General features: G+C 50.1%; 38 protein-coding genes and 1 tRNA gene. 11 read left to right on the top strand and 28 right to left on the bottom strand.

Going from position 1 to position 26,324, the window contains the following annotated elements; translation table 11 throughout:
* Positions 1-17: 17 nt before the first annotated feature.
* On the bottom strand, positions 18-683 hold the full coding sequence (locus JNC80_RS16290) for a hypothetical protein (RefSeq protein WP_376710899.1): 666 nt from the start codon (positions 681-683) through the stop codon (positions 18-20).
* Positions 684-747: 64 nt separating this feature from the next.
* On the opposite strand from JNC80_RS16290, the gene JNC80_RS16285 reads away from it, so the two are divergent.
* The 3 genes from JNC80_RS16285 to JNC80_RS16275 all read left to right on the top strand — a co-directional run bounded on the left by JNC80_RS16285 (position 748) and on the right by JNC80_RS16275 (position 1,888).
* The gene (locus tag JNC80_RS16285) at positions 748-987 is read left to right on the top strand and encodes a DUF982 domain-containing protein (RefSeq protein ID WP_022711854.1); all 240 of its coding nucleotides are present in this window, start codon (positions 748-750) and stop codon (positions 985-987) included.
* 429 nt (positions 988-1,416) lie between these two features.
* Positions 1,417-1,617: a hypothetical protein gene (locus tag JNC80_RS16280; RefSeq protein ID WP_376710898.1), complete on the top strand. Its 201-nt coding sequence runs from the start codon at positions 1,417-1,419 to the stop codon at positions 1,615-1,617.
* 31 nt (positions 1,618-1,648) lie between these two features.
* Entirely contained in the window at positions 1,649-1,888 is a 240-nt protein-coding gene (locus tag JNC80_RS16275) for a hypothetical protein (protein WP_376710897.1), read from the top strand.
* Here the strand turns inward: JNC80_RS16275 and JNC80_RS16270 are convergent.
* The gene (locus JNC80_RS16270) at positions 1,885-2,511 is read right to left on the bottom strand and encodes a hypothetical protein (protein ID WP_376710896.1); all 627 of its coding nucleotides are present in this window, start codon (positions 2,509-2,511) and stop codon (positions 1,885-1,887) included. The genes JNC80_RS16275 and JNC80_RS16270 overlap by 4 nt on opposite strands.
* A gap of 72 nt (positions 2,512-2,583) precedes the next feature.
* On the opposite strand from JNC80_RS16270, the gene JNC80_RS16265 reads away from it, so the two are divergent.
* Complete coding sequence (locus JNC80_RS16265) at positions 2,584-3,120, top strand: hypothetical protein (protein WP_376710895.1); 537 nt, start codon at positions 2,584-2,586, stop codon at positions 3,118-3,120.
* A 37-nt stretch (positions 3,121-3,157) separates the two neighbouring features.
* Here the strand turns inward: JNC80_RS16265 and JNC80_RS16260 are convergent, their stop codons facing one another.
* The 22 genes from JNC80_RS16260 to JNC80_RS16155 form a co-directional block, all read right to left on the bottom strand.
* Entirely contained in the window at positions 3,158-4,960 is a 1,803-nt protein-coding gene (locus JNC80_RS16260) for a hypothetical protein (protein ID WP_376710894.1), read from the bottom strand.
* Between the two features lie 9 nt (positions 4,961-4,969).
* On the bottom strand, positions 4,970-5,149 hold the full coding sequence (locus JNC80_RS16255) for a phage tail assembly chaperone (protein WP_376710893.1): 180 nt from the start codon (positions 5,147-5,149) through the stop codon (positions 4,970-4,972).
* A gap of 20 nt (positions 5,150-5,169) precedes the next feature.
* A complete protein-coding gene (locus JNC80_RS16250; protein WP_376710892.1) occupies positions 5,170-5,586 on the bottom strand; it encodes a hypothetical protein in 417 nt (138 codons plus the stop codon).
* Positions 5,583-5,999, bottom strand: coding sequence for a phage tail tube protein (locus JNC80_RS16245; protein ID WP_376710891.1), 417 nt, complete (start codon positions 5,997-5,999; stop codon positions 5,583-5,585). The genes JNC80_RS16250 and JNC80_RS16245 overlap by 4 nt, the downstream gene beginning before the upstream one ends.
* A gap of 44 nt (positions 6,000-6,043) precedes the next feature.
* Complete coding sequence (locus JNC80_RS16240) at positions 6,044-6,508, bottom strand: hypothetical protein (RefSeq protein WP_376710890.1); 465 nt, start codon at positions 6,506-6,508, stop codon at positions 6,044-6,046.
* A 2-nt stretch (positions 6,509-6,510) separates the two neighbouring features.
* Positions 6,511-6,852 carry a head-tail joining protein gene (locus JNC80_RS16235; protein ID WP_376710889.1) on the bottom strand — a complete coding sequence of 114 codons (342 nt, stop codon included), beginning with the start codon at positions 6,850-6,852 and terminating at the stop codon, positions 6,511-6,513.
* Positions 6,849-7,220 (bottom strand): hypothetical protein, encoded by a 372-nt coding sequence (locus JNC80_RS16230; RefSeq protein WP_376710888.1) that lies wholly within the window; start codon positions 7,218-7,220, stop codon positions 6,849-6,851. The genes JNC80_RS16235 and JNC80_RS16230 overlap by 4 nt, the downstream gene beginning before the upstream one ends.
* A gap of 26 nt (positions 7,221-7,246) precedes the next feature.
* Positions 7,247-8,278 carry a major capsid protein gene (locus JNC80_RS16225; protein ID WP_376710887.1) on the bottom strand — a complete coding sequence of 344 codons (1,032 nt, stop codon included), beginning with the start codon at positions 8,276-8,278 and terminating at the stop codon, positions 7,247-7,249.
* 27 nt (positions 8,279-8,305) lie between these two features.
* Positions 8,306-8,659 carry a head decoration protein gene (locus JNC80_RS16220; protein WP_376710886.1) on the bottom strand — a complete coding sequence of 118 codons (354 nt, stop codon included), beginning with the start codon at positions 8,657-8,659 and terminating at the stop codon, positions 8,306-8,308.
* A gap of 41 nt (positions 8,660-8,700) precedes the next feature.
* Positions 8,701-9,210, bottom strand: coding sequence for a hypothetical protein (locus tag JNC80_RS16215; protein ID WP_376710885.1), 510 nt, complete (start codon positions 9,208-9,210; stop codon positions 8,701-8,703).
* A gap of 47 nt (positions 9,211-9,257) precedes the next feature.
* The gene (locus tag JNC80_RS16210; protein ID WP_376710884.1) at positions 9,258-10,148 is read right to left on the bottom strand and encodes a S49 family peptidase; all 891 of its coding nucleotides are present in this window, start codon (positions 10,146-10,148) and stop codon (positions 9,258-9,260) included.
* Positions 10,145-11,794, bottom strand: coding sequence for a phage portal protein (locus JNC80_RS16205; protein ID WP_376710883.1), 1,650 nt, complete (start codon positions 11,792-11,794; stop codon positions 10,145-10,147). The genes JNC80_RS16210 and JNC80_RS16205 overlap by 4 nt, the downstream gene beginning before the upstream one ends.
* A complete protein-coding gene (gene gpW, locus JNC80_RS16200) occupies positions 11,791-12,015 on the bottom strand; it encodes a gpW family head-tail joining protein (protein WP_376710882.1) in 225 nt (74 codons plus the stop codon). The genes JNC80_RS16205 and gpW overlap by 4 nt, the downstream gene beginning before the upstream one ends.
* Before the next feature lie 11 nt (positions 12,016-12,026).
* Complete coding sequence (locus JNC80_RS16195; RefSeq protein WP_376710881.1) at positions 12,027-14,057, bottom strand: phage terminase large subunit family protein; 2,031 nt, start codon at positions 14,055-14,057, stop codon at positions 12,027-12,029.
* Between the two features lie 11 nt (positions 14,058-14,068).
* The gene (locus tag JNC80_RS16190) at positions 14,069-14,761 is read right to left on the bottom strand and encodes a hypothetical protein (protein WP_376710880.1); all 693 of its coding nucleotides are present in this window, start codon (positions 14,759-14,761) and stop codon (positions 14,069-14,071) included.
* 190 nt (positions 14,762-14,951) lie between these two features.
* A complete protein-coding gene (locus JNC80_RS16185; RefSeq protein WP_376710879.1) occupies positions 14,952-15,740 on the bottom strand; it encodes a hypothetical protein in 789 nt (262 codons plus the stop codon).
* A 504-nt stretch (positions 15,741-16,244) separates the two neighbouring features.
* Positions 16,245-16,931, bottom strand: coding sequence for a GGDEF domain-containing protein (locus tag JNC80_RS16180; protein ID WP_376710878.1), 687 nt, complete (start codon positions 16,929-16,931; stop codon positions 16,245-16,247).
* 348 nt (positions 16,932-17,279) lie between these two features.
* Positions 17,280-17,930: a transcription termination/antitermination NusG family protein gene (locus JNC80_RS16175; RefSeq protein ID WP_376710877.1), complete on the bottom strand. Its 651-nt coding sequence runs from the start codon at positions 17,928-17,930 to the stop codon at positions 17,280-17,282.
* Positions 17,927-19,093, bottom strand: coding sequence for a helix-turn-helix domain-containing protein (locus tag JNC80_RS16170; RefSeq protein ID WP_376710876.1), 1,167 nt, complete (start codon positions 19,091-19,093; stop codon positions 17,927-17,929). The genes JNC80_RS16175 and JNC80_RS16170 overlap by 4 nt, the downstream gene beginning before the upstream one ends.
* Positions 19,090-19,488, bottom strand: a complete 399-nt coding sequence (locus JNC80_RS16165; RefSeq protein ID WP_376710875.1) for a helix-turn-helix domain-containing protein — start codon at positions 19,486-19,488, stop codon at positions 19,090-19,092. The genes JNC80_RS16170 and JNC80_RS16165 overlap by 4 nt, the downstream gene beginning before the upstream one ends.
* The gene (locus tag JNC80_RS16160) at positions 19,485-19,760 is read right to left on the bottom strand and encodes a DUF2312 domain-containing protein (protein ID WP_376710904.1); all 276 of its coding nucleotides are present in this window, start codon (positions 19,758-19,760) and stop codon (positions 19,485-19,487) included. The genes JNC80_RS16165 and JNC80_RS16160 overlap by 4 nt, the downstream gene beginning before the upstream one ends.
* A 110-nt stretch (positions 19,761-19,870) precedes the next feature.
* The gene (locus tag JNC80_RS16155) at positions 19,871-20,359 is read right to left on the bottom strand and encodes a phage regulatory CII family protein (RefSeq protein WP_376710874.1); all 489 of its coding nucleotides are present in this window, start codon (positions 20,357-20,359) and stop codon (positions 19,871-19,873) included.
* A 391-nt stretch (positions 20,360-20,750) separates the two neighbouring features.
* Here JNC80_RS16155 and JNC80_RS16150 point away from each other — a divergent pair, with 391 nt between their 5' ends.
* The 4 genes from JNC80_RS16150 (at position 20,751) to JNC80_RS16135 (ending at position 22,716) form a co-directional block, all read left to right on the top strand.
* On the top strand, positions 20,751-21,497 hold the full coding sequence (locus JNC80_RS16150) for an XRE family transcriptional regulator (RefSeq protein WP_245257343.1): 747 nt from the start codon (positions 20,751-20,753) through the stop codon (positions 21,495-21,497).
* Positions 21,498-21,721: 224 nt separating this feature from the next.
* On the top strand, positions 21,722-21,940 hold the full coding sequence (locus JNC80_RS16145) for a hypothetical protein (protein ID WP_022711881.1): 219 nt from the start codon (positions 21,722-21,724) through the stop codon (positions 21,938-21,940).
* Entirely contained in the window at positions 21,940-22,449 is a 510-nt protein-coding gene (locus tag JNC80_RS16140; RefSeq protein WP_376710873.1) for a hypothetical protein, read from the top strand. The genes JNC80_RS16145 and JNC80_RS16140 overlap by 1 nt, the downstream gene beginning before the upstream one ends.
* Positions 22,450-22,509: 60 nt before the next feature.
* On the top strand, positions 22,510-22,716 hold the full coding sequence (locus tag JNC80_RS16135) for a helix-turn-helix domain-containing protein (RefSeq protein WP_022711883.1): 207 nt from the start codon (positions 22,510-22,512) through the stop codon (positions 22,714-22,716).
* A gap of 137 nt (positions 22,717-22,853) precedes the next feature.
* On the opposite strand, the gene JNC80_RS16130 is transcribed toward JNC80_RS16135, so the two are convergent.
* Entirely contained in the window at positions 22,854-23,384 is a 531-nt protein-coding gene (locus JNC80_RS16130; protein ID WP_022711884.1) for a hypothetical protein, read from the bottom strand.
* A gap of 319 nt (positions 23,385-23,703) precedes the next feature.
* Between JNC80_RS16130 and JNC80_RS16125 the strand changes: the two genes are divergently transcribed.
* The 3 genes from JNC80_RS16125 to JNC80_RS16115 all read left to right on the top strand — a co-directional run bounded on the left by JNC80_RS16125 (position 23,704) and on the right by JNC80_RS16115 (position 25,177).
* Entirely contained in the window at positions 23,704-23,898 is a 195-nt protein-coding gene (locus JNC80_RS16125) for a hypothetical protein (protein ID WP_376710872.1), read from the top strand.
* A gap of 2 nt (positions 23,899-23,900) precedes the next feature.
* Positions 23,901-24,089, top strand: a complete 189-nt coding sequence (locus tag JNC80_RS16120) for a hypothetical protein (protein WP_022711886.1) — start codon at positions 23,901-23,903, stop codon at positions 24,087-24,089.
* A gap of 98 nt (positions 24,090-24,187) precedes the next feature.
* Positions 24,188-25,177: a tyrosine-type recombinase/integrase gene (locus JNC80_RS16115; RefSeq protein WP_376710871.1), complete on the top strand. Its 990-nt coding sequence runs from the start codon at positions 24,188-24,190 to the stop codon at positions 25,175-25,177.
* Positions 25,178-25,348: 171 nt separating this feature from the next.
* On the opposite strand, the gene JNC80_RS16110 is transcribed toward JNC80_RS16115, so the two are convergent.
* The 3 genes from JNC80_RS16110 to JNC80_RS16100 form a co-directional block, all read right to left on the bottom strand.
* Positions 25,349-25,422 (bottom strand) — tRNA-Cys (locus JNC80_RS16110).
* A 155-nt stretch (positions 25,423-25,577) separates the two neighbouring features.
* Positions 25,578-25,838 (bottom strand): hypothetical protein, encoded by a 261-nt coding sequence (locus tag JNC80_RS16105; protein WP_376710903.1) that lies wholly within the window; start codon positions 25,836-25,838, stop codon positions 25,578-25,580.
* 250 nt (positions 25,839-26,088) lie between these two features.
* Positions 26,089-26,324 (bottom strand): hypothetical protein (locus JNC80_RS16100; RefSeq protein ID WP_376710870.1); only part of this gene is annotated, 236 nt, incomplete at its 5' end.

Genomic DNA, 26,324 nt, shown 5'->3' with positions numbered 1-26,324 from the left:
GATGGCATGTCGGATCATCAGAAAATCCCCAAAAACTTTTTGCGCTTCTTCTGTGTTGGCACCTTGCCCTTTTCGGATCCCCAGAACACTTCCCATTCTTCAACCGTGGTCGCATCCTTGTAAAAAGTATCATTAGGATCGCGCAGGATCTGAGAGGCATGGCTTCGCGTCTCAGTATTGGAGCGGGTAAATTCCTGAGTGTGACTGGCGCAGGTCATGGTGACCGCACCATCCTCATTCTCAGACGGCGTTTTTAGTTCAATCTTATCGACAAAGCCGACAAACCGGCACTCAGCCGGAGCAACCATCAACCGTGTCTCTGGATTGAACAGGCCACGATAAATCTCTACCCGTGCCTGACGGCAGTCATAATCACGGACAATCCGCTCAACTTCCTCATGCACCTGTGACATGCGGATGGTGACATTCTGCACGGAAAGATTGGCGATGAGCGGAATATCGTCAATGGAAACCAGAGAACTTGTTCCATACCAATCACGTGTTTCTGGTATACCATTATCCGGATTAATCACATTTGCCGTGATATTCCCCACGTCAGACCACAGACCTTCCGTTACCGGAGCACCGGTCTGCCGGTCACGAGCAACAAGCCAGAGAAAGTCACGCGCTACCAGCATACGCTGTTCAAGCGCATGTTGATTTGCTGCTGAAATATATCGCATTGCTGCACCTTCTTCAGGAACACTCTGGATAACTCTGCGTTATCTTAATAGGAGGTATGAACTCATGGATTTAATTTATTGGGATGAAGCCGTCGTTATTAAAATTTCAGACGGCATCACACATTCAATCGGTAATATTGCTGATGCGGAGAATTTTATGCTTTCCGATTGGCAGCGTTTTGATCTGGATAGTATGGGAGAAGCTATAACAGCCTGCCTTAGGTGTTCACATGATCATGGAAGCACGCAAAGTGCGCGGATTGCATTTAAACATGCAGCAGAAGTATCTGGGATTTTGGCATAAGAATTTCACCTTTTCGATAAAACCTCATAAACACAGCTCTAAAGATTGTTCTTGCGCATAAAACGAACATTTTCTGAGCCATTTGACTTCAAATTTTACCCAGATGTCACTTCCTTATACAATGAGCCATCATATCAATCGTTGCCTTTGATAGATGCATATATGAGCAGATAAAAATTACAAACTGGCCAGGTATCTCCTGATCTCAGAAATTCTGACACAATCAAAAACATAACAAACAGCCAATCACTGCAAATAAGACACAATTACATATTATATAATAATTATAATAAGTTATATCACATATTTTCTGTGTTATATTAAAGCTAATATACAAAATTTGAAGATAAATGAGATGGTTAAGTGATCATTTCAAGTTCCGACTTTTCTCATTTACATCTTCATTTTAAATACACTGGGAGGAATATCATGAGTAATATTCTAACAGCAATTGGAGGGAGACATCCTCCACATGCACTCATAGAACAGCGTCATTTTCATCAAGATGTTGCTACTGAAAAACAAATTTCAATAGCTCATAAAAGTTCAGCTTCGCAATTGAAGGACGCTACTAAGCTCGGCAGCATTCTGAAAAGAACTGGCGGGGGGCTATCTAGGCATCGCCCCTAAACTATCAGTACCAATAAAAACGGAGCATAATGTGAATAATACAAACCAAGAAGATCTTATACAAAAAACATTTAAGAATACCTCAGCCTCTGAGTCTAAAGCTACTATTACGCACAAAATCGCAATCGCTATAATCGAGACTGAGTATAAAAAACGAGTTGCCAAAACACTCCGGTTAAAAAATGAACGCCTTGCTCACGAAGCAAGTTTGCTAGCCACTCCAACAAAACTTCCTTCTAAGCGTTCAGTTAAAAAAGTTAAAACGAGCTAACGAGCTTCCACCGCCTGAAACGAGATTGTGCCACGCCCTGTGCTCAGTTCTGCAGATGTGGTCAGCGACCCCGGCAGAATGATCATCGGCACCGATGGCTTGATTAGTGTAACCACATTGCCGACCGCTGTACCGGGAGCCAGATGCGGGCGTAGTTCAAAGTGCGTGGTTTTACCTGAAGCATTCGCAACTGCACTTTCTAATACCTGATAAAGTTTTGTTCCGATTTGCACATAATCACCGATTGTTATCGAGAACCAAACCGGCATACCTTGAAGAGCGATAGATTTGTTATCTGCCCCAATACCTTCAATACTCGCCGTAGATACATCGCCAATGCCCGTACCATTCGGATAAGCAATCGGAAAACAACGGCTCATAGGTCTGCCACTAAACTGCTGTAAACTGCCGTCCACCGCTTTTAAACGTGCCCGCCAGATATCAAGCTCATTCGGTTGCAATATTACGGATTGAAAAGAAGCCTTCCACAGTGGCGTGCCCATATCCTTGGCAATCGTCGTACCACCTGCTGTCCGGCTATATTCCTGCCTGTACAACAGATCGAACTCCGTTGACCATCCGGGGAAACCAGCAAGAATATCTAATGGGTAGGTAAGAGCCATAACGAATATGGAACCTTTTCAAAACTGTGACGTTGGTTTTCGATATTTGTGACTGTATGGAGGTAAAGGAACGTGGCAATCACCCGCAAAGAAGAAGAACGTGCGCTAAATGCAGATGAGCTTGCATTGGTGGACAAAACACGCCATCCGGCTCTTCAATCCCTCCCCGACGCTGATCTAACCTCACTTGTTAAACTGCTCCGTGAGCGGCGCGAAAAAGCTAAAACTCAAGCGCACCAAAGACGACGAGAAATCAGGGGCAAAACTGCACCAAAAGGCAGTGCCGCATCAAAGGCAGATGATGGCTCAAAAACTAAACTCAGCGTTCTGGCAATGGCGATGCGCCGAACCAATGCTGAAGTTGAGCGCCGCCGTCAGATGGCCGCCAAACAAGAACTTGTTGAAAATGCGCAGCATGCACTCGAGCTGAAGAAACATGCTGAAGCCAACAAAATTCCGTTCAACACCCGTCACGCCCATGAAGGAATGCGTAATATTCCCAACAAGCAGGTAAAAAGCCTCATCAACCCTATGGAACGTGGCAGGCAGAAAAAAGCAGCGAGCGTTACTCAGGCTAAACGCGATCAGCAACAAGCTACTGCATCATAAATCGGGTTCAGGCTTGGCATTGCCAAGCCTGAACAGTCTATCCCAACTTTACAAATTTGCTTTGAGCTTCCCGAACGGTCTGGATCACCCGCGCTTGCATTTCCTGATTGGTCTTCTTCAGGCCAGCTTCCAATCTTGCTACAGCAGCCTGATCTGCCCCACGCGCATCGATTTGATAAACCGGTGCGAAAGAGAATGCACCGCCACCGCCTGCACCGTCATGCGGAATAATACGGCCATGAGTGCCGGGAGAGAAAAATTCCTCACCCTTCTCATTGACGCGATAAAGATTGCCGGGTGTTACACTCCCACCCGCTGCGCGCGCGCCGCCAAACATCATTCCAAACAGACCGCCGAGACCAGATGACTGAGGCGATATCCCAAACAGGTTTGCCAATGGACCCTGCCCCATAAGCAGAGCTTGCGCCATTTGTCGGAGCAGCCCCGCCAATGCTTCTTTTGCGCTGAATGAGCCATCAATGATTGTATCAATCATATTCATAGAGATATCAGCCAGATCGAGAGCTGCATCGGCATTGCGGCGAAGCTGCTCTTCAACGGCCTCGACCGCTTTTTGCTCCTGATAACGCGCCTCAATCAGTGCTGTAATCTGATTGCGCTGCTCATCGGTAGCACTGGCACCGGCTTTACGCAGGGCAATTTCTTTATCCCGCGCTTCATCCGTCAGCCCGACAAGCGCCAATTCCTCTTCAAGTGAGGCAATCAAATCATCAATCGCTTTTTTCTCACGTTCAGCATCGGTAGTTTTAACTGAGCGCGATCCGCCAGTCTTTTTCTTTTTATCTTCAGGCAAAATATAAGGCGTAACCGGTGGCGGAATATTTGTCTCGATGATCGCCGTCAGCTTTTTGCGGCGCTCCAGCTTATCGTTGATGGTTTTGAGCTGTTTATCGACTTCTGCCATTTCAGTGGCCGCATCCTTACCAATCCAGCTTAGCGCCGTATCTTCACGAGTACCCTGCTGCTGCTGTAACTGCTTACGGCGGGTCTCTAATTGCTGTTGATTGGCACGCAAAGCCTCAGAACTACGCTCTTCCATGGCGCTAAATGAAGCAACAAACACCTGAAGAGCCTGATAAGCATCAACGATTGCACCTTTGAGCGATCCGGAAACCGTATTGGAAATTTCCTGAAACTTTCGATCAACATCGGCAGCAGCCTGCACCACATCATCGGAGAGGACACGACCGAGCTCCTCACCCTCCTTAATGGTTTCGGTCAGCTTATCGCGCCCTTGTTCAATCAGAGACACAAACTGCTCACCACCCTGACCGCCCATAATCTCATCAAAGATACGGATACCGGCAGCAGTGTCTTTGAGGCGACGGGTACGGTCAATGATCTCCAACATAAAATCTGCCGGATCCTTGAGGCGTTTTTTGACCTCCTCCGGCGACATGCCAAGCTGAGCAAAAGCTTCTGCACCGGAGCCTTTGCCAGTCTGGGCATATTCATTTGCCCGCAGGTTTAACTCACGAAAGGCATCGGCCATCGCATCAACTTCAATGCGGTTGGTTTCAGCGACATATTTCATCTGCTGGAATGACTTGATCGTCATGCCAGCCCGTTTAGCTGCCGTTTCGATATTACCAATATCGGAGATGACCTGTTTTACACCCTGAATGGATAGACCAATACCCACACCGGCCAACGCGCCCTTGACCAGAGCCATAGAACGGTTGAGACCGGCGGACAGATCGGAAAATTCCCGCTGTGCATTCTTGGCGGTTGCCTTGGTGTCGCCGCGCACCCTGTTCATGGCTTCATGGAAGCCACGGGAGTTTGCACCGATATATGCCATGATGTCATTACGAGTCATGGATTTTTCCTACCTGATAGACTTGGTGGGCGGATGATGACGGGCAATCTCAGCTGCCCGCTCCGGCGTGATAATATCTTTAGTGCGTTTACCGGTACGCCCCTCGATAGCCGCTTCCAGCTCCGGCCATGTTGATCGCCAGAAGGTTTGCGGCGACCAGCCCAAAGCACCCGTGGCGAGTGCCTGCATTTGCCGGATCTGGTCTGAGATTACGAGGGGCTGGCTACGTTTCCCGATGTGGCCGCATCAAATGCATTTTCGAGCTGCTTGAGCGGATCGGCTTCACCACGCAATTTCTTGCCATCATTGATATGGCCGGAAAGAGCTTTGGTGATTGCCTTGCGGAACGACTGCTCATCGGCACCGCTCAGCTCTGCGATGGCTCTGTGCGCCAGATCACGGGCTGCCTGATCACCATCCGGATGTGTTGTGAGGACACGCAGCGCCGCCATCACTGTTTTAGGATGAAAGCCGATGAGCCGCGTATAGAGCAGATCCATGGTGTCACATCCGGCAACTTCGCAAAGCGTTGCCAACCGGCCAAATTCAACCACCAAAACAAGATCTGTACTGCCAATCTGACAGGCAGCTTCACCACGCAGAGGATTAGCTAAAGCATCCGTCATGGTGTCACCACCGGAGTAAAGCCAACTGTGCCGGTTGCCGACATCCGACCCTGACACTGCAGCTCATTGGTCTTATCACCCGAGAATGTCAACGAAATCAGGAAATCAGCTTCGAATGTCCCGACACCGGGCACCACGACCTGATAAGGCGTGACAACCTGATTGACTGCATCACCGATCATGGCCTTTGACGCTGTATTATTGACGAAAGCGCCGTCAAGCTGAACATTGATGCGCTGGATACCATACATCAGCTGCAACAAAAGCTTGCTGCCCGGATCTGCGCAACTTGGCTTGGTGATGTCGATTTCTTCATTATTGATTTCCAATGAGCGGGATTCTGTCACGCAAACCGAGACAAAATCATCCGGCGTCATCAGACGCTTGATCACAAGCTCACGACCTAAAGCCATGGACTTCACTCCTGTTGTAATAAAGTGGAAAGAAAGGCCTGTTTTCAGGCTTGTCTGTCGGGATAGCCCGCAAAGGTACGATAGCTCACATCATAAACCATGCGTCCCGCGCCAAGGCTTTGAGCTGTACCGGCATCTATAAAATGATCCGTGGCAGACAAAATCATATCAATGACCAGTCCGCCCAGATCTGTCGGAGGCAACGCGCTCTCGACAGCCGCCGCCAAAAGATCAAACTCTGCAGACGGATCTTTGCGACCTTTAAAATGTATCACCACATTGACCGTCAGGCGGTGATTGAGCCGCGTCAGCTCTTGGCGGGTGACATCATCATAGACCACACCAACAGGTGTTGTCTGGTCACTGGTATAGAGCACAACGAAAGAGGGCAAATCCTCCTCGGGCACTACCGTTGAGCGCATTGGGGTGACAATGCCTGAATATTGTGCTGCTACCGGCTGGAGTTGCTCTCTGATCTTATCAAGGATCGTTTGTCGAAGATGCACCATGATTATTCATCCTCATGCAAGAGCAGGCGTTTCATCGCCCGCCCGTCATCGACGTGACCGGCCACTACAAAAACCTTGCCGATTTCCTGCGCATCATCGCTACGAATTATCGTGATCGTATCAGACTGACGAACACCATCGAGCGCTGTGCCGGAAGCTGCAAAGCTATAGCTCACCCCTTCCAGCCCCATGCCCTCGATGTCGAGCAAATCTGTCTCCCGAACTTTTCGCAAAATACCGGTCAACGGGACAGGACTACCCTTGATAGTGATACTGACCTCGACATTGCCGAGACCAGAGACAAAAGCATCGGCCATATCGGAGAAAATGGTCGGACGGCTCATTCGCCGCCCGCCTTTTCCAATGCCGCTTCCGCAGCATTCAGGCGCTCTTCCGCTGCTTCAAAGGCCGCGAGCTGCTCATCACCGGCATCCGGTTCTGCAAGCGCTTCCTTGGTATTGTCATAGACAAGCTGAGCCGCTTCAAGTTCCGCATTCAGGGCATCCAGATCAGCAGTTCTTGCTGGAGCTGACGGCTTTGTCACACCGGTTAGTTTTGGCAAAGACCGATCCTCCGGCACAGTGCCAAACAAAGCGGCGATTTTATCCGCTTCCTCCTGTGGCAGGGTGACTGCGGTACCAGGCGGCACGTCTTTACCAGCAATGGTCAGCGTTGCCGCATAGGCTTGTCGTACTGTTTTGACTTTCGCCATAGTTTCATTCCTCTCAAATTAAGTGGTTAGCGAACCATGGCAAAGAGCGATGCAGACGCATCACCTGGTACCGGCAGTGGCGCACTCTGTGTCATCAGGAAGGTAGCCGACGGATCTTCGACATTCCACATTTTCGGGAAGCGAGACAACGGCCTCATCTGCGCTGCCACATCCTGAATGGCACCATGCGCCATAAAGCCCTGGAACTGGATTGGAGCAACCACACCAACGCCGAAACTTGGCCACAGTTCAAGATTGTTTCCCTGATCATCTTCAAACAGCTGGGTATATTGCCAGAAGTTGAACTGCCCGACAGTGCCAAGATAAATCGCCACCATATCCTCAGAACCGGCAGCAACAGGACCGAATTGCATTTCACCGCCCATCTGGCGGCGGTTATCCAGAATTTCACGAATTTCAGGATCGCTCTGCAGCAATTCTGCCGCCTCGGCCCCAAGGATCACTTCTGTGGCTGCCCCGCCCGATGTGGTAGCAACACGTGTCGCCCATGAGCGGATAGATTTGCGGATGGATACGCTCGCCTCGCCCCAGCGATCCGCACCGGTCAGAGCAAGCGTGTGATTTGCTGGCCGATTATAATCAACAATCTGGGTTTCATAGTCCTCACCGCTGACGATAATCTTGCCCGTGCGCAGTGCCTCTGCCGCCATCACTTCTTCACGGCGCGTCACCTCATCATCCTGATCGGCCAGAATGTCGGTGACAGTCTGCAGGTAGCGATCTTCCGCAGACATATTGCCGTTGAGCGGCTCGCCGGGACGGCGGCGGAAGCCTTCGCCCGGGCGAACTGTGTTTTTCGGCTTCACATAGGCAGGCGTAAATGTTGAGGTCTGGCGGCCACGAATGGCGCGTTCTTTGCCCGGCACCAAAGGCGAGACGAACGGTGCCACATTGCGGCGGCGTTTCAGTTTATCAAAGGCGATTTCTTCCGCATCGGACTGAAAACCGTTCGGGAAGAATGTATCGCGGATAAAGGCTGTTGGCCGGTCGCGGGATTCAATCACCGTCAACAGCGCCGCTGTGCTAAATAAATCCATTTGAGATTTCCTTAAATGAGCGCCGGATCAGGCGAGGTTGTGCAGGAAGAGCGGAGCAGAAGCTTTGCGCCATGCGCTTTCGACACTCGCTGCCGTATGGCCCGCCCCGTAGATCAGTTTGGCCGCATCAAAATTACCGGATGCATAGGCATCCGTGATCACATCACCGGCAGTGGTATCCAGATCGATAGCCAGCACCATGCTTGGCACTTCAGAACCATCCGAGGATGCAGAGGCTGAGACCAGGAATTTGCCACTGGCCTCACCCAGCACTGTGCCACGTTTGAGAACACCCTGCCCGCCTGCAATAGTCACAACACGGACAGCAACGGGAAAATCACCGACGAGCAAATCGCCGGGAATATAAGTTTCAGTGCGCATAGCGACACTCCTGAAAAGTTAAGGGAACAGAATTACCGAGCTTAACGCTGCGGTTTACGTGACGCGGAACGCGCTTTGGCATGTGCCACCAGGCGCTCATCAGCACTACCGGCTTTAGGGGCAGCACCACCATTACCAAGCGCCGGTACACGACCCTGCATAAGGCCAGACAGGCTGGACAGTGCACGGGAGGAGCCGGAAGCCGCCAATGTGGCGACGGCCTGTTTGGCCGACATATTGGTATTGAACGCCAAATGAGCTGCCAGTGACGGGTTCTGTTCCGCTTTAGCCGAGCCTAAGATTGCCGACATGCGACTACGTTCAGCCTTGCGGCCACGGGCATAATCGCCGGGCTTTTCTTCATCATCGGCAACGGGTTCCTCTTCCTCCGCATCCGGATCAGGATCGGTTTCAGCGTCGGGATTTTCCGAATCATCCTCAGCCTCATCCGGCTGCAGATCGTCTTCCAATTCTTCCGGCTTATCCTCTTCGAGGCGTTTGCGTGTATTGCGGCCACCAACAGCCGCGCGGATAGCGCTTGCAAGCGACATCAGCGTGTTCCTTTTTGATAATGTTGAGAGTTTTTATAGGAGAGAGATCAGGCACTCATCGCGGCAAGAAATGCCTCGAAGACTTGTTTGGGGCGCCCCACCGCATCGGCAAGACCAAGATCAACTGCCGCCTGCCCACGAAACGTATCCGCTTGCGTGGCAAGTGCGGCCTCTACCGAGAGACGTGAACCACGGTAGCGCGCCACCGTCTCAGCAAATAAGGTGCGCATGGCTTCAAGATCAGTGACGGCTTCGGAATATTCTTCCTCGCTCATCGTCTCGAACATGCCGGGACGGGCTTTTTTTTCACCGGCACGTAGAATGGTAACTGCAAGCCCCTGATTTTTTACCCAGCCGGATGCATCGACATGCATGGTGATGACACCAATCGAGCCGATATAACCGGTGGTAGGGATCACGATCTGGCGACAGGCAGCAGCCAGAAGATAGGCGGCAGAACACGCATGATCGGTGAGAATGGCAATCGTCGGCTTTTCTTGTGAAAGTGCATAAAGCTCCTCGGCACAGGCGAAACATCCGTCCACTTCACCACCGAAACTGTCAAACTCAAAGACAACAGCCCTGATATCATCACGGGCAAGACAATCAGCGATCTGGATACTCAACCCCTCATATGAGGTCATGCCGGAGGTTTTCCCCACCCATGAGCCCTTATTGACGAGGGACCCTTCCACCTCAATGACTGCAACATTGCCAACCATTTTGGGGCCACTATAGATTTTCTCGCCCGTCCAACCGTCGCGCAGTTCCCGCATATTCTCTGACAACACACCCATTTCCGGTGTGTCTGCCATCGCAACATTCTGCCCCAGCACACGCGGTCCGAAAGCGCGAGCGATAATATTGGCTTTGGCCTCATGCAGCATCAGCGGCGTATCGAACAAACGCGCCGCAATTTCCGGCATTGCAAATGTCATTTGCTCTGATCCTTATTGGTTTCGTCCGATTCATCTTTCGGTGTCTCACTTCCAAAGCGTGACACCACGCCGGAACTGGCTACTTCACCGGAGGTAACACCATGCTTGGCTGCAAACCGTTGTTCACGGGCACGTTGCAGCATGTCTTCCTTCCAATCGCGTCCCTGTTCGGCGGACTCTGATTCCTGCGTTGAAAGGCCAGTAGCCAAACGAATAGCCGCGGCACGCGCTTCTTTCTCCGGATCAACCCAACCACGACCGGAACCGATCCAAGCTGCCCTTGCCCATCCGATCGGATTGGCCTCAAAGGAAACAGCATGTGACGGTAGTTTGATCCGACCTTGGTCGAACACTTCTTCAAGCCAGGCCATATAAATTGGCTGCATAAAGCTATGAGCAAAGCTGGTTTTGCGTGCAGTCAGCCCGCGCCAGATTTCCAGAAGTGCCGCACGCGCACTGGAATAATTAACCTTTGACCAGTCCATGGTCAGCTGCTCATAGGTCAGGCCAATGGATGACGCGATATTACGCAGTGCTGCATTGACGAATACCTCAAAGGCAGCGTTCGGATGTTCGGATTTGGTAAAAACCACATCCTCACCCGGATTGAGGAAATTGAGCTGCGCACCTTTCAACCGGATCGGATCAGCCTTATATGCTGCACCTTGTGCCGCTGCCTGCGCATCAAAAAATGCGTTAATCGATTTGCCACTATCACCGGCACTGAAACTATCAGCCAGCTGATCCATATCCAGCGGCGTTTTGATGAAAGCCGCCATTACCGCATTGAGTGATGCTGCCTGCAGCTCATAATCATTGTAATCAGAGACTTGCTTGAGCTGCTGCAACACGGATGCCCAAGGGCTGACACCGCGCGTCATACCGGCGCGGCTGGCCTCAAAGGCATGCACCGAGACCGGCCTGCCCCATTCGGTTTCGCGCTCCACCCGATCCCAGATAAACATATCATGCATCGGTCTGGTGATATCGCCGGGATGTGTGCGGCGCACATGATAGGCCAGCGGCGCGCCATAGGCATCAAGCTCAACACCATCACGCAGAAACTCGCTATCCATCGCCCCTTTCGGATTGGAGATACGCGCCGGATCAATCACATGTACGCATGTGCCGTAACCATTGGCACCCATCCGAAATGGCAAAACTGCGAAGGCCTCACCATCCGAGAAGCGGTGGCGTGCGGCCAGTCCCAGCAATCCCGCAATAGATTTTGTGCGTTCTGCATCAAACCAATTACCGGGATCGGTCGCCACATCCGACCATAGCCCCTCGATCTGGTCGCCAATCTCATCTGCCTCATCAGCACTCAAATTCAGAGTTCTGGCATTTGGTTGACTGGATAAGCGCCATCCGGAACCGATCACTGTATCCACGAGACGGGACACACCAGCCGATGCCCAACCGTTATTGCGCACCGCATCATTGACACGATCAATAACAACATCGCGCGACAATGTGAGTGCAGCTTGTCCGGAATATGTACCAGGTCGCCAACCAGCCATAGACGAATGATCCGAACCGGCAGCGCTATAAGCTGCCGCATTCATCGCGTAACGTCTGCGGGCTGCAACACGCACCTCCGGTGGCATCGGCGCGCCGTGAGCGTCCAGAATAACCGGTTCGCTCATAGAAACACCACACGGCGCGAGCGGGCACGTGCTGCACTGGCAATCCCGAGTTGTGCACGCAGCTCACCAATATAGAGCCGTAATCGCCCCTCATCTGCCGTGGTGAAAGTCACACTTTCCCCCTGATAGCTAAGCTGTACTGATGCTTTGCCAACCATGAGTTTATGCAGCGCCGCCTCTGCTTCTGTGAGACGTGCCAATAAAATGCTTCTGTCTGTCATGTTGTTTCCGATCAGCCGCGGCGACTGGCACGCGCCATCGCACGGGCGATTGCCGCTTTTACCAAGGGCGATTGTTTCTGTTCATCTACAAGTTTGGCTACCGGCACCTGAGGCTGGCGTAAAAGCTGGTCTTCAAGATCCAGCTGTGCCGGTGGCTGCTCTTGTGAAAGACGTTCTGCCAATGCGTCCCATTCATCCTCAGTCCAGTAATTGATCCCTAAGCGCAGGGTCGCGGCCAAAGACTGGTTGAGCATATCCAGCGCCTCATTGCGTTTTCCAGCTGGCAAATCCCATTCATAATAGGGATGACCTGACCGGCCACGGCGCTGCACACGGATCTCGGACGTAGCCTGCTCAAAGAAGTCATCGCCCAGTCCATGCACAAAATCGACAAAACCGGTCTGTTCCGGATCTTCCTTACGGTATGAGCGGTACAGGGCTGCCTTCATCACGGAAGCATTGAAGTTGAAAAAACGCCGTGAGTATTTGAGCGGCCTGCCCTTTTTGTCTTTCTCTTTTTTAACCTGCGCCAGCATTGGTGCAGCTTCACGGTTATCACCGCGCACCATAATTACATCCGTGATCGGATGACGGCGTGCCCATTCCCAAACATCTTCAGTATAGGCGTTCCCATCGATGGCCGTCAGATCGACCTTGCGTCTGTTGCCCCAGCAATCCAGCCATTCGCGTTTGACCAACAAGGACAAAGCCTGTTGCACTGCCGGTTCAGAAATATGCCCGGAATGCGCTGTAAAGCCCGGTAGGTTACGACCGGTATTGTCGTCAAATATCCCGCGATCTATCACCACACGGTAACGGTTCTTGCCATAGCCAACCAGCAGCCATTCAACACGATCCCCCTGCACGTCTATGCCAATTGTCAGGATCAGTGCCTTTGGTGGGATAATCCCACGCGGCAGGCCAGTTTGCGCTGCCCTATCGCGCAACACTTCCCAGCCAATAGATTCCCCGTCAGTCTCAAAGGGTTGTCCCAGCCAGTCATTGAAGAATACCTGCTCAGCACCGGCCTTCTTGCCTTTATCATCGGGACCGCCGCGCTGCACATTGAGATAGGCACGCGCCAGCGCCTCCCAACTCTCCAACGGCGAATAGGCAACCCAAATATGGAATGAGCGATGATAGCGTGCTCGTTCCGGATATTTAGCAATCCATTTGGCACCATTCTCTCTCGCTACCATCCATGCGCGATGATGCTCTTTGATTTCGCCGCCACATTTAACGCAGTAGAAACACGCTCTCTCAGGGTGTTCCGGATCTATATGATCGCGCATCTGCTCCCATTCCAGCGGCTGCAATTCCAAGCAATGCGGACAAGGAACATGGTAGCGCTCCTGCGTGCCCTGCTCAAAGTTGGAGCTGATACGGCAGCCCGGCGCAATCAGCGGCGTTGAGATTTTCAGGATCTTCGCCGCGATGAATGCTTTTGACCGGCTCTCTGCCTGACTTTCCGGATCACCTGCCTCATTGTTTTGCCATTTCGACAGATCATCCTGCACCTGCTTGCGCGGTGAGATCATCGACAAGCCGGAAGGTGAATTGGCGCCCGCTGCCTGAATTGCCCCGCGCCCGTCTGCACGCTCCTTATAATGGATGGAATTACCACCCTCGCGGCTCTTCTCAGGAAACAATGCCGTCAAAGCCGTGGTTTCGCGGATCAGCGGCATCAGCTTCTGTTTCGACCAACGAGAGGCATTTTCCTCTGTCGGATGCACATACAGAAAATCGCACGGATCCATATCCATAGTGCCGAGCGTGAAGATATTCGCCAGTACCGTGCCGCCGACCTGCGCCGATTTGGCAATGGTCACAATCCGGCACGGGTCTTCCGGTGAAATAGCTTTCAATATCTCCGAGAAGAACGGAAACAGCGCTTCATTATAGGGACCGGGAAACTGTGTGATACGATCCGAAAAGACGATATTCTGTTTTGCCCAACTCAGATAATCCACTGGTGGCGGTGGCATCGTCTCCTGTGCCAGAATGGAATATGTCAGCCATGCCGGATTGCAAAGCAGTGTCATGTACCAACCATTCAGTCTGGGTGTTGATCCTCACTTTCAAATAAATCAGGATCAATCACGTTTTCCGGCTCTGAAGCCTGTTGCTCTATGAAACCCTGTGCTGCTCGCTCACGTACTTTGCGGAAAGCTTGCTGCAGGTGATGTAGGATGTCGCGTTGTGGTAGTTCAAACTGGCCGGCCAGATGCGTTGCCATATCAGCCAGCCCGCCTTCCATCACACGGTAAGCCATCGCCACAGATCGTGTGATTTCTGATCTGGCTTCATCCGCCAGCATGAAACGACCGCTTGCTAACGCTTCTTCGCGTTTGGCACGCGCTGTCTGCATTTTGGCTTGTTCAAGCTTTTCGCGGGCTATCTGATCAGCAACCAGATCACTCGGTGTCTGAAACACTTCCGGTGGTCGTTTCTCTGCATTCGCCAGTAAAGGTGCAGCCGGCTGTTCAACAGCAGGTCGTGTTACCGGCAAAACAGATATCCGCGTGCCCAGACCATTAATGCCGACACGCTGAGAGACATCCAGCCGCCCGCTCAACTGACGCTTGGCGCGTTCCACTACAATACGGGCGCTTCGTCCTTCACCTTGCAAAGCATCCGGTCCAATCTGGCCGGACGCAATATATTGAGATATTCGTCCGGCAGAGACATTGATCAGCTTGGCAAACTCGCCCTTGCTCATCGTCTGATCTGACTGGATGCCCGTCATAACTTTTCCTGAGAATAAAGCCGGATATTTAATCCTCTGAGTTTAGTGCCTGACTTTAGTTCTTTAGCCTTTGACTTTAGGCTTTGATTTCACGCTCAGACTGACCAAGACCCGCGGTGCGAAATACCCGCAGGCAAGGTGCGTCAGGAAGGACCCGAAATGTTAGAAATGATCCATATCGACTGACCAACTATCGGTGGCTTCGCTTGCCGACCTCTTCCGCGAAGTATCGGGCGAAACGTTCTTCTGCCACGCGCTTTACTGTCACATGGAAGTTAACGGTTTGAACATAGGAGCGCATACGAACAAAGAGCAGCATGGGTTTTATTAAGTTATCCATGGGGTTTCGCTGCCATACCCCCGGATGCAAATGTGATCCGCGCTCTGGCACAAAGAAGCGAGCATTCTTGTATCGCGCATTGCGCTTGGTTGAAGCTGCCGTTCGCTTACGATTATAACCAGCAGTACGTTCAGCAATTTGCAAATCAGCCAGAATGCGTACAATCAATGCCACGCGAACATTGCCATACTGATCAAGAGGACAATCCTTTGAAGGAACGGCATAAAGCCCCTTGTCCATATGCCCTGCGGAGATCAGCTGGCGCTCAAAGGATTTGAGATTGCGCTGACCACCGAAAAATTGCGGCGTCAGAAAATTAGCAGGCGGCGTTGAATTCTTAGCCCATGATTTACCGGCAATAATAACCGCAGCTGAAAGATTGGAAACGCTGGCCTGCTCATAGGCAACACCCCGTTTTGCAAAAGGTGTCACTCGATCAAGCTTAGCCTCCATCTCATCCTGCACAGCCAATCGGCCAACTGCCGCCGTTCTGTTCAATGCACTGATCGTTGCCTTTGGAACTACTTCCTGCTCGAACCGGTCAAGCTCCTGCTCCCACCCCTTCGTGTCAAAATTCATGAACACAGATGGACCATCAGATAACAATGGTCCACTCAATGATGAGGTGACATTCAGCATAGTCAATTATTCCAGTGAAAGAGAGATCAGCAATACTCAGTCCTGACCGCCAAATATTCGCGCATGTTGAAATGTGCATGAATCTCAACACTCATGGTCCGCACGCATTTTACCGCGCACTACATTAATTCATACGCATTTGACGGAATAATATTCGCATGATTAGTGAAAGATGCTGCTGGCGGGGAAAATAATCCGGTCGGCAATTTCTATTGTACTTACGTGCAGCAAGGTCACGACTAGAACGTGGCTTGAGTGACGGGCTCGACCCCGTCTGCACCGGAGTGTGAATACAATGGAAACAAAGTTGAAACGCAAGTTAGTCGCCGTTCGGGCTTATGTTCGTAAGCGATATGGAAAGTTAGAATATGTATGTGCGCATTTTCGCTCACATCCTAATCAGCTTTCCTTTAACTTTTAGGAAGAGTCACGCCCTTTCCCCTCAGCCAGCAGCACCCATCACTAAGCACCTTCATTATCTGGTTTGTGCCTGCCATAGAGCCGCTATCTTGCTCTTTTCTTGCGATACATTCGCTCATCAGCAAGAGACATAATATCTTTGAATTTCTGATTAGATTTTAATGGCATATATCCAACAGAAAGCGATAAAACATGCGCAATACCAGTCTGTCGATGCTGAAACTCATCATGCGCTTTCGCATTCATCTGCTCAATTGCTCCATCAACATCAGCACATGAAGCCTTTGGTATGAAAGCGCAAAACTCATCCCCACCAATACGAGCAATCAAACTATCTGTCGGCAATACGTTGACCATTGCCTGAGCGACAGAAACAACAGCATCATCACCAACAAGGTGACCATATTTGTCATTTATCACTTTCAGATAATCAATATCAGCTAACATAAACCAGCCTCGAACACCCGTGGCACTTGCTGCATTAAACTGCTCGATAAAACTACGGCGGTTAAGGACACCGGTTAAAGGGTCCACACTCGCGATGCGCGTAAGCTCATTGGCTCTGCGGATGGCGCTACGATAAGAGAGTTCCAGTTTCTCCAGACGAGAAAACCAATAAATACCAATCGGTATTGCGATCAGAAATGGTAGTGTCAATCTGACAAAGACCGTTATTAAATCGGACTCTGTTCCCGTGATTATTCGAACACCAGTTGAAAATGATATTGAAATAGCCGCTGCAAATACTGCGACTATTGCCGTTCGTTTCAACACAAACTTCGATAACAACCGCCCCACCTTCCGGGATCATATCTTATTAAAAAAACTGCAATCTAGCTTTTTAATCCGCCATGCAGTTTTACCGATATGGATTTCAGAAACACCAACATTTGTGCATCATACGAATATAATCCACAACTCAGGTATGATGCAGTTTTAGTAATTTCTTAGGGCTCGAAATTTCCTCATAGCTTCGCACTTGGGGAGAAGCGGTTGCCGAGTTATCGGTCGCTTCTCCGGGATCCGTGGGGAGCTCAATGCGACAGATGTCGACTTATACTGCTCACCGTGTCGGAAGCATTGCGCTTCACAGTCCACAGGTCGTCCCTGTTCATAGGGCTATGCCGATTTGATTAAATTGGCAAGGGGCACTTCTATCGTCCGCTGTTGACCAAATATGAAGGCAAGAACACGGGCTGCTCTTGTCCCGACATAGCCTTCTATGACGCCCTCGAAAACACCTGCAGAGCCAACCGGAAACGATACGCGTTCACCATTTTTGTAACGCGGAAAATCATTTAAATCATTAAATGAACCAACCTCGGTCAAACACCTGAGATCATTCATATATTTATCACTAACAATAATTGCTCCATGCTGACCAAATATGAGAGAAATCGCCCCATCAATGCGCGATAATCCAACCCAACTTTCAGCACATGGCACTACTCTTACAAACACGTATCCATTAAAAATGGGTACCTGAACAACCTTCTTTTTCATAGTATATTTGACTGAGCGTGCCTCGGATTTCATGGGCAACCATGTCTCAATTCCAAAGTTACTCACCGATTTACTAACAGCTTTCTCTTGTTTGTTCGCAGTTTTGAGAACAAACCACTGTTTTTCAGACTGCTCATTACCCGCAGCAATAGCCAAAAATTTCTCTTGCATCCGTATTTTGATACGATCTGGATCCCGTTCATCAAGCTGTCGTGCTGTTTCCAAGATACGCGCTTCCTCAAATGGTCTGTTATTTGGCATCATCATTTTTCAATTCCTCGCAACAGAGCCTGTAATTCATTCAACACATCGGGACCGCCTTCCGGCAGGTAGACATATTCCAGCGTTCCGGTGTTAGGCAGCCAAGGCCAGCCACGCGCAGCATGAGCATCAATCCACGCCTGCCACAGATCGCCACCAACCTTCACCGCAACCATGCGCCCAGCCACCGGCTGCAAATAAGCAGGAACAAGATCGCCACGGCGGTTTGAAGCCCGTTCAAACAAATCATTCACTGCTGGGAAACCAAGCTTCACATGCTTATCGGCCAACAGATACTCAACCGTGAATTGACCAGCATCAACCATCTTCCGCTCCAAAGCTGTCAACTGACCGACATGCGTAGCACCGGCAAGTAAAAGCTCATAAACCCGTGCACCCCACATTTTGCCGAAAGGCGCAGCCTGAACCTGAGCCGGAGCATTTGCAGCAACTTGCGCCGGTGCTGGAAGCTTTTCCCAACGCTTTTCGCTGAGATAAACCGCAAACGTACAAAACTTGCTCCGACCAGAAACCTTGGAAGCCTCAAGATAGCGGCCTAATCCCTCAAAAGCCTGCTGTTGCTCATCGGCGCTCAGACGCATCCATGCTTTGAACGCCTTTGGCTCACTATCCGTCACGAATGTTGGCCATTGCTGGTAAGCCTTTTTGAAAGCCCGTTCGTTTGCCTTACGATTTTCCTTGTTTTCAAGTTCGCTTGCGCGCCCTCTCTCAAGTGATGGTTTATTTAATGGTTCTATTACGGTTTGGGTGACATGGTGACACCCGTCTATGTCGTCAGTGTCACCCGTCCCTGCATCCGGTGTCACGGGTGTCATGGTGTCACCCGTGACATGGTGACACCCGTTAGACACAGTTTTACCCCTCACAAGAGCTTCCAATTTCATCATATCGAAATCGTATCGTGTAGCCTGTCCGGGGCGACCGCCACCCTCAGCAACCACGATCAACAGCCCCTCATCCACGAACTCTTTCAGAAGGCGCTGCACGGTACGCTCTGACAACTCAGTTTCGTTTGCCAAACGCCCAACAGTCGGCCAAATTCCGCGCCCCTCATCATCAGCGAAGTCACCTAGCCGGATCGCAAGTATCTTGCGGCTTGGAGAACCGATCTGTGCCTTGAAAAGACGCGACATGACTGCAATGCTCATTGTGCAGCCCTCCGCAGTTCGCGCAAATTCCGCCCCATAGCAGCCCGTTTGCGCCGGTAGGTTCTAATCCCATACAAAACCGTGGTGTGATCACGATTACCCATGCGACGGCCGATCTGGGAGGATGAAAGCTCGGTCAGGCGCCAAGCCCAATAATAGATGGCCTGCCGTGCCATAGAGACTTCACTATCACGGCGTTGAGAACGGACTTCCGTTAAGCTGACATTGAACACACGGCAGAATCGGTGCGCAATCTTATCAAGACGCGGCCTATACCCCTTATCGCCTGGCATTTGTGCAATCAGGGCCGCGTCATTTACAACGGAAGCAATAAACCGCTCGAATTTGACGGCTGTCGCATTGCGCATCGCAATAACTGCAGGATTGAAATTCATAGCAGCCCCCGAAACAAAGGCATGCCAAGCGCATCAGCATAGAGCTGCACCATGGCCTCCTCTTCCTGCCGCTCATGATCCTCTTTTTTGCGTAACCGGATGATCGTGCGTACAGCCTTCGTGTCGAAGCCGGAGCCTTTCAGTTCGGCAAAAACCTCTTTGATATCATCAGCGACAGTTTTCTTTTCTTCCTCAAGACGCTCAATTCGTTCAATAAAAGCACGAAGCTGCCCTACCGCGACCGAGCTGACTGCCTCACCTTCCTCACGGATCGGCAAAGGCTCATTTTTCACCGGCACGGGTTCTGATTTCTTCGCCTTTACGTCAGATGTAGTTTTCTTGGCCTTTATTTGCGATGGGTTATACGGATCATACGCAGCACTCATGCGTCACCGCCTTTTGAAAGCGCGCCATCAACCTTCCGTTGAAATGCGCGAAGTATTTGCACGGCTTCTTCAATTTCAATGTCTATTTGCTGCTTTTCACGGGGTGTGATTGAACCGTCTGCAATCGCCTGCGCGTATTCCTGCATCACATCAGATACAGACTTACTCAGGCGCGACATATCCCCGATATCCGGCAAGGTGTTGCCGAAATTCTGATTGCCAAGCGAAACCAGTTTATAGCCGAGCTGTGCAGCCATGATGGACACAATGCCGTTCGAGCGGGTGTCGAGCATCAAATCCATAGCCACATCAATCGGCATATGGTTGATCGCCTCATCAGGTGCGCCGTATCGAGAAAGCGTAGAGGCATTAACCCGTGTCACTTTTTCAAAGGCAGAAACACCACCAGCCATCGGCAGCAAGCGACGTACAGCTGCCTTGAGAGCCTGCCGGTCTTGCTCAGTAGTTGGTCGAATTTTCACCATGACAGAACCTCATAAAAAAGACCTGTCTTCGCGCTCACGGGAGCCAAAGCACGAAGACAGGTCAGCATCTGCCGTGGGAGGTACCGGCAGAGATAAGGGAAAAAACTATTGTGTGATTTTCGGTGACAACTGCAATGCAGTCGTGCTCTGTGAGGCAAAGCGATCATTGCACCACCTCATCAGTACAAGGACGCATGATATTATCAGGCCATGCCGCCTTATCCGGCCAGTTATGGGAAAACCACAGAACTGCGTCATTGAAACGGGAAACAGTAATATCAGCCCCATTTCTAAGGGCTGAGAGTTTTTTGGTATCACTAAACAGTCGATTACTGAGAGTTTTGTCAGCACAAAACTCAACAGCCTGATATCTGTCAGCAAGGTCTAATAGATGAGTGATTTTCAACATACGGACATAAGCGGTTATTTTACCGCTTATGTCAATGGTATTAATACCGCTAACAAAACCCATCAAAAGCGGTCATATTACCGCATTATGCTAAATGATGTCATTGATCGAATTCAAATCCGCCTTGATAAAGTAAATTTATCAGCCACAGCCGCCTCTTTAAAGGCAGGGCTGAGCCGGGATGCAATTCGCAATATTCAGCGCGCAGTAAAAGCCAACAACGGACGCAAGGGCGTATCCACAGGCACCATTGCTGCCCTAGCACCCATCCTTCAAACAACACCGGCATGGCTTCTTGATGGAACTGAACCAGAAGAAGCAATCCATGAAGTTAAACAATCGATATTAAACTATGTGCCGCTCATATCATGGGTAAGCGCTGGTGAATTAGGCCACCAAGACGGGGTTGAGGATTTCAACGGCTATCCAACAGTCGCAACCGCCGACCTTCCGGAGGGGGATTGGATTGCTCTGCGTGTTGATGGGCCATCTATGAACAAGATATCTCCACCTGACTCAATCATTCTTGTAAATCGCGCCGACAAAAGACTGGTTACAAACGGATGCTACGTTATCACTGACGAAACAGGGCAAGCTACATATAAGCGTTATCGCCCCAATGATGATCCACCATTCCAACCGGCATCTTACAAAGATATTCCTGCACCAAAGCTAGACGGCACCATCACCGTTATAGGTCGCGTTCGTCGATCAATTATCGACATGTAATCATTCAACATCAATTGTAATAATTTATAAGCAACTGAACTATGCTGCATAAAGCAGCAAATTCAGAGTGATATTTTTCATCTCATCACCACACACCAAAAGAGGTTTTTTTACCGCATACGATTGACTAGCGGTAATTTTACCTCTATCTCTGTATCTAGCATTTTGTTTGCCATTTCAAAACGGCTACAAAATCAAAGCTATGATCACCAGAGGTTATAATCATGATCATTTATGAAACCCGCCCTGCTCCGGCACCATCAATTCAAGAATTGTGCATCGTCTCTGGCATGGCCGCGACAATGCAGGATATGGATGCTGCAGGCGATCCGGTAACACCAGACAATCTTAGACTGCGCGGCTACTCATCCGAAGATATTACACGCTATGGGCTCAAAGCCGCCCATCTTGCACGTTCTCTCTCTGTCAAAACGGTGATGTGATGAGCATCGCAACAACACTGGAACCACGGCCACACCAGCTCACCTATACCCTCCGCATGAAAATCGCGCGTGAAATCGCGCAAAAACTCTTCGACGATGACCTGATCAACGGCGAGGAAAGCATAATACCATGTGCAAACGATATATCGAACAATGCTTCAATCAGCATGGACGGCTATGAACTTGCCAGAGAATTAGAAGAGCGTTGCGGCTGGATACCGAGACTGGAAATCGCGCAAATTCTTGACAACTACGGAGATGATGCACGGAGCGCCATAGATGATCTGCAAAAAGATTGGGTCATCCGGAATAACATACAGCCACCCTATTCTGTCGGCACACGTGTAGCCGTAAAACGCGGCTGGGATGACCGTTGCGGAGTCATCGTTAAAATATTCGAACACGGTCCAGCAAAGTACATCGTCAGGCTTGACGGGCAAAGCGCGACCACTGGTGCAATTGTGAACTTTGAAGACGTTACAACTGAACTGACCAACCAGCCAACCTAATCACCCCAACAACCAGACACTGCCACAACTGCCGCACCTTCCGGCAGAAGGAGAACTTGTATGCAAATTAAGGTCAATATTAAAACACGTATGGCTGAAGCAGGCATCCGCGGCCGCCAATTGGCACCACTGCTCAATATCACCGAGCCAAATGTCTCCTTGCTCATAAACGGCAAATCCAAATCCATTTCTTACAAGCAGATGGCTACACTGTGCCAAATATTAAATTGCCAGCCCAGCGACCTGTTTGAGTTAGTGCAGCCATGACAAAGGAACAGGCAAAGCTCATACACAGCTACAAGCTCCTGCTATCCAGTGTCTGCTGTACGAAGCGCATTACGCTGCAGACTGTAGATCTGCAAGCACTGCTGAATGTCGCCAAGGTTAATCATGTAGCACCACGCTCAACGATTGATTTCACTCACCTTTTGGTACGTATGCCCTTCAAAGGAGTTCCAATTTTTAAACACCAAATGCCAAAAGGGAATGACCAAACGATCATCTGCGGGCAATTCCATCGCGGCATGCGCATCATTGTAAGCCTTAGCATCAATCGCACGCATCGTCGGAGGCTCATCTCCCGTAATGCGAACCATATTACTATACCAATGAGCACATTGCTGCTCATCTGGATTGAGCGTAACTTCAATATCCGCCAGCAGGTTGTAATAATCACGTTGCAATTGTTGATGTGTCCTAGCCATACCTCCGAGATCGAAGGCCAGCTGAGCCGCAGCTATTATAGCAACGGCCGCACCGATCCAGGATTGCGGAATAGACAGACCGGAGAATATCTCACTGAAAGCAGCCGCACCCAGCAAGACTACTGCGAAATTCATAAATCTATTCAAGCGCTCAAAACGCAAACGTCTGGCCGTGTGATACAGCGCATTTCTGAGAACGTTGAAACGGATATTCTCAAGTCTGTCTTCCATAGTTCCTACTTTCCGGGCTTCGGCGCGCTAGGCCGTGTCGCTGGCTGGCGCGGACCTACACCAGCACCAACTCCACCTGAGGAGGTTGGTCGCGGCTGGCGCGTTCCCAAACTTCTGATTTCATATTCAAGATTTCTATTCATTCAGACCGTTCCTTTGTGCTGTTTCCATGAAGGAATGAGAGGTGATGGATCGCGTTCCAGCGCGATTCATCACCGCCAATCTTGCTACAAATATTTGATTTTGTCCGTTTATAAGGCCGCAAAAACAGCTCTCTCCCAGCTATTCACAGGCCATGCAGCACATTGGAGGCAGGCAAATGAAGCTGACAAAAAGACAGCGTGAACTGCTGAAACAAGCTGAATATTGCGGTGGGGAAACATTCGCTGATGGATTGAGAGAAAACCATACTGCTCGGACATTAGAAAAACGAGGATTAATCCGCCTTGGTTTTCACAGCGAAGTTATTATTACCACCGCAGGCCGTGCAGCCTTGGCGCAAGGAGCTGAGTAAGCATGGATCATAAAGTCGAAAGAGAGAAAGTGCGCTACACCCGCGCGCAAATCCGCAGTGCAGCGATCATTGCCAAAGAACAGGGCGTGAGCGTGCGCCTAGAAGCTGATGGCTCTTTATCAGTGCAACCTGCACCACTCACAGATACCTATCCTCATTTGATTGAACATAAAAACATAGTGCGGCTGTAATGACCAAACTGAGACGCAAACTCCCACCTCATGTTGTGCGTGAAGTGAGCCGCCACGGCAAAGTGAAATATTTCTACAGGATCGGGAAAGGTTTACGCGTGCGTCTGCCCGATGATGTGAACTCACGGGAATTCAAAGAAGGCTACAAGCAGGCTGTAATGGGCTATAAAATCGAAGAAGCCCCTCGTGGTATTCCTGCCCAGCCCTATAGCTTGCGATGGCTTATTGACCGGTATCGTGAAAGTTCCACATGGAGAGCATTTTCGATTGCAACACAGCGCCAACGAGAGAACATTTTTATTGAGGCAATCAAACGCTCCAATAATACCCGCTACACAGCAATTGACCGCCGCTCGATGGTTATGGCTCTTGAAGCACGAGCTGACACGCCTGCCCAAGCTAATCACTTCCTGAAAGCAATGCGAGGTCTCTTCAGCTGGGCACTCCAAAATGATTATGTGACCATTGATCCAACTGCAGGCGTATTGCCGTTAAAATACAAAACCGTTGGTTTCGCGCCCTGGACAATGGAAGATCTGCTACAGTTCTATGATCGATGGCCAGTAGGGACCAAAGCTCGTCTTGCGGTAGAATTGTTACTGCATACCGGATTGCGTCGATCTGACGTTGTGCGCGCTGGCCGCCAGCACATGCGCGGCAATATTTTCAGCATTAAAACTCAAAAAACCGGTTCCCAGATTACCGTAGAGTTTCCTAAGGCGTTGCTGGATGTGATTTCCGTTACTGAAACCGGCATCAACACATTCCTCATCAGTGAAGCTGGTAATGCATTTGAAGTTGCCAGTTTTGGAAACTGGTTCAGAGACAGATGTAATGATGCCGGTATCAAGAAAAGCGCACACGGGTTGCGCAAACTTTCTGCAACTCTATCTGCAGAAGCCGGTGCAGCCACACATGAGCTAATGGCACAATATGGCTGGTCAAATGTTAAACAGGCAGAACTTTACACCAAAGGCGCAGACAGAGTGCGCCTGGGCATTAAAAACTCCAGACGCGTTGCAGACCAGATTGAGAGTGAAATCGCTCTCACCCGCTCAAGAAGAAAAAATAAAAAACAAGCCGATTAAAAATGGAATTTTACAACCATAAATGCCAGCTAATTCTCTAGCTGGCTTTTTTATTTCATTGTTTTTCATGATAGAAATTCAGAGATTATCTACGCACTTTGCCCTCACCTCGTTCATTAGTGAGGGATTTAAGCAAAATAAATCATATATAACAAATGCTTAGATTTTGGATGGAGGCCTCGCCCGGAATCGAACCGGGGTGCAAGGATTTGCAGTCCTCTGCGTAACCACTCCGCCACGAGGCCATCCGTATGTGGTTGAGTGCTGAATAGGTTAAGCCGCATGACTCGTCAAGTACCCCCGCCATGCTTTCCGCGAAATTTTAAATTTCCTATCAAAATAATGCAGATAGCCGGGATTTTATTCACAGCACATACAATAATCACTCAGAAAAAGCCGGTTACTCCTGCTGTTCCGCCTTCTCTGCTTTCTTGCGCGCTCTGTATTCACGCCAGCGGCGCAACAAACCAACCTCAGACTTACGCCTGATCCGTCTGATGCGTCTGGAATCACGGGAAAGAATGATCAGTCCGAGCGGCAACATCCAAACGCCAAGCACCGGCAAAAAGCTGAATACACCACCGACAATAAGCCCGCCACCGAGGATTCGCCTGAGCCAGACAGACTGCGGGAGCGGCAAATGTTTCCCAAACAATCTGATCCGGTGCTGCGTAGCAGCCTCCCCGCTTTCAGTACTCTGCTGTTCTGCAGCATTATTTATATCAGCATCCGGTTTCAGCAATCTGTCTGCCCTGCCTGCACTCTCTCTGTTTATATGCCCTTTATATAAGTGTCCTTTTGTTCAAAAAAATACCACTTCCGCCAAAGCTGCATTTTTCTGAAAATTACGACTGCTGTGAATGGGGTTATGAAATGCTCTTCCACCGAGCATCCGGAATCAGAGCGCATAATCATTGCTCCTGATTCCGCAACGCGTTGCGTGCAATGCACAGCGCCAGCAACTCTAAGATGTTGGAAACACTCAAAGCAGCGTCTTTAAACTGCGATATTTCAGATTTTAACACCTGAAATGCACGCCTCATCCACAGTTCCGCTAAAAAGTTGAATGAAAAGCGAAAAAGGGCTTGGCAAAACCAAAATGCTTTTGCTATACGCCAAATCGCTGAAAGCAAGAGCACCTGTTCCA

The sequence above is a fragment of the Pseudochrobactrum lubricantis genome (genome assembly GCF_041929865.1).
Lineage (GTDB): Bacteria > Pseudomonadota > Alphaproteobacteria > Rhizobiales > Rhizobiaceae > Pseudochrobactrum > Pseudochrobactrum saccharolyticum.
The sequence above is the reverse complement of the archived record's forward strand: the minus strand, read 5'-3'. Positions and strand labels throughout refer to the sequence as shown.

Coding starts and splice junctions, on each gene's coding strand:
- JNC80_RS16175 (WP_376710877.1), bottom strand. CDS start 17,930: ATGATGATGCCAAATAACAGACCATTTGAGGAAGCGCGTATCTTGGAA.
- JNC80_RS16225 (WP_376710887.1), bottom strand. CDS start 8,278: ATGGATTTATTTAGCACAGCGGCGCTGTTGACGGTGATTGAATCCCGC.
- JNC80_RS16190 (WP_376710880.1), bottom strand. CDS start 14,761: ATGACGGGCATCCAGTCAGATCAGACGATGAGCAAGGGCGAGTTTGCC.
- JNC80_RS16120 (WP_022711886.1), top strand. CDS start 23,901: ATGGATCATAAAGTCGAAAGAGAGAAAGTGCGCTACACCCGCGCGCAA.
- JNC80_RS16235 (WP_376710889.1), bottom strand. CDS start 6,852: ATGAGCCGTCCGACCATTTTCTCCGATATGGCCGATGCTTTTGTCTCT.
- JNC80_RS16245 (WP_376710891.1), bottom strand. CDS start 5,999: ATGGCTTTAGGTCGTGAGCTTGTGATCAAGCGTCTGATGACGCCGGAT.
- JNC80_RS16135 (WP_022711883.1), top strand. CDS start 22,510: ATGCAAATTAAGGTCAATATTAAAACACGTATGGCTGAAGCAGGCATC.
- JNC80_RS16165 (WP_376710875.1), bottom strand. CDS start 19,488: ATGAATTTCAATCCTGCAGTTATTGCGATGCGCAATGCGACAGCCGTC.
- JNC80_RS16260 (WP_376710894.1), bottom strand. CDS start 4,960: ATGACTCGTAATGACATCATGGCATATATCGGTGCAAACTCCCGTGGC.
- JNC80_RS16205 (WP_376710883.1), bottom strand. CDS start 11,794: ATGAGCGAACCGGTTATTCTGGACGCTCACGGCGCGCCGATGCCACCG.
- JNC80_RS16215 (WP_376710885.1), bottom strand. CDS start 9,210: ATGTCGCTTGCAAGCGCTATCCGCGCGGCTGTTGGTGGCCGCAATACA.
- JNC80_RS16255 (WP_376710893.1), bottom strand. CDS start 5,149: ATGCAGGCACTCGCCACGGGTGCTTTGGGCTGGTCGCCGCAAACCTTC.
- JNC80_RS16170 (WP_376710876.1), bottom strand. CDS start 19,093: ATGAGCATTGCAGTCATGTCGCGTCTTTTCAAGGCACAGATCGGTTCT.
- JNC80_RS16270 (WP_376710896.1), bottom strand. CDS start 2,511: ATGGCTCTTACCTACCCATTAGATATTCTTGCTGGTTTCCCCGGATGG.
- JNC80_RS16280 (WP_376710898.1), top strand. CDS start 1,417: ATGAGTAATATTCTAACAGCAATTGGAGGGAGACATCCTCCACATGCA.
- JNC80_RS16185 (WP_376710879.1), bottom strand. CDS start 15,740: ATGCTGAATGTCACCTCATCATTGAGTGGACCATTGTTATCTGATGGT.
- JNC80_RS16250 (WP_376710892.1), bottom strand. CDS start 5,586: ATGACGGATGCTTTAGCTAATCCTCTGCGTGGTGAAGCTGCCTGTCAG.
- JNC80_RS16195 (WP_376710881.1), bottom strand. CDS start 14,057: ATGACACTGCTTTGCAATCCGGCATGGCTGACATATTCCATTCTGGCA.
- JNC80_RS16290 (WP_376710899.1), bottom strand. CDS start 683: ATGCGATATATTTCAGCAGCAAATCAACATGCGCTTGAACAGCGTATG.
- JNC80_RS16240 (WP_376710890.1), bottom strand. CDS start 6,508: ATGGTGCATCTTCGACAAACGATCCTTGATAAGATCAGAGAGCAACTC.
- JNC80_RS16285 (WP_022711854.1), top strand. CDS start 748: ATGGATTTAATTTATTGGGATGAAGCCGTCGTTATTAAAATTTCAGAC.
- JNC80_RS16125 (WP_376710872.1), top strand. CDS start 23,704: ATGAAGCTGACAAAAAGACAGCGTGAACTGCTGAAACAAGCTGAATAT.
- JNC80_RS16140 (WP_376710873.1), top strand. CDS start 21,940: ATGAGCATCGCAACAACACTGGAACCACGGCCACACCAGCTCACCTAT.
- JNC80_RS16220 (WP_376710886.1), bottom strand. CDS start 8,659: ATGCGCACTGAAACTTATATTCCCGGCGATTTGCTCGTCGGTGATTTT.
- gpW (WP_376710882.1), bottom strand. CDS start 12,015: ATGACAGACAGAAGCATTTTATTGGCACGTCTCACAGAAGCAGAGGCG.
- JNC80_RS16145 (WP_022711881.1), top strand. CDS start 21,722: ATGATCATTTATGAAACCCGCCCTGCTCCGGCACCATCAATTCAAGAA.
- JNC80_RS16210 (WP_376710884.1), bottom strand. CDS start 10,148: ATGACATTTGCAATGCCGGAAATTGCGGCGCGTTTGTTCGATACGCCG.
- JNC80_RS16230 (WP_376710888.1), bottom strand. CDS start 7,220: ATGGCGAAAGTCAAAACAGTACGACAAGCCTATGCGGCAACGCTGACC.
- JNC80_RS16150 (WP_245257343.1), top strand. CDS start 20,751: ATGAGTGATTTTCAACATACGGACATAAGCGGTTATTTTACCGCTTAT.
- JNC80_RS16155 (WP_376710874.1), bottom strand. CDS start 20,359: ATGGTGAAAATTCGACCAACTACTGAGCAAGACCGGCAGGCTCTCAAG.
- JNC80_RS16130 (WP_022711884.1), bottom strand. CDS start 23,384: ATGGAAGACAGACTTGAGAATATCCGTTTCAACGTTCTCAGAAATGCG.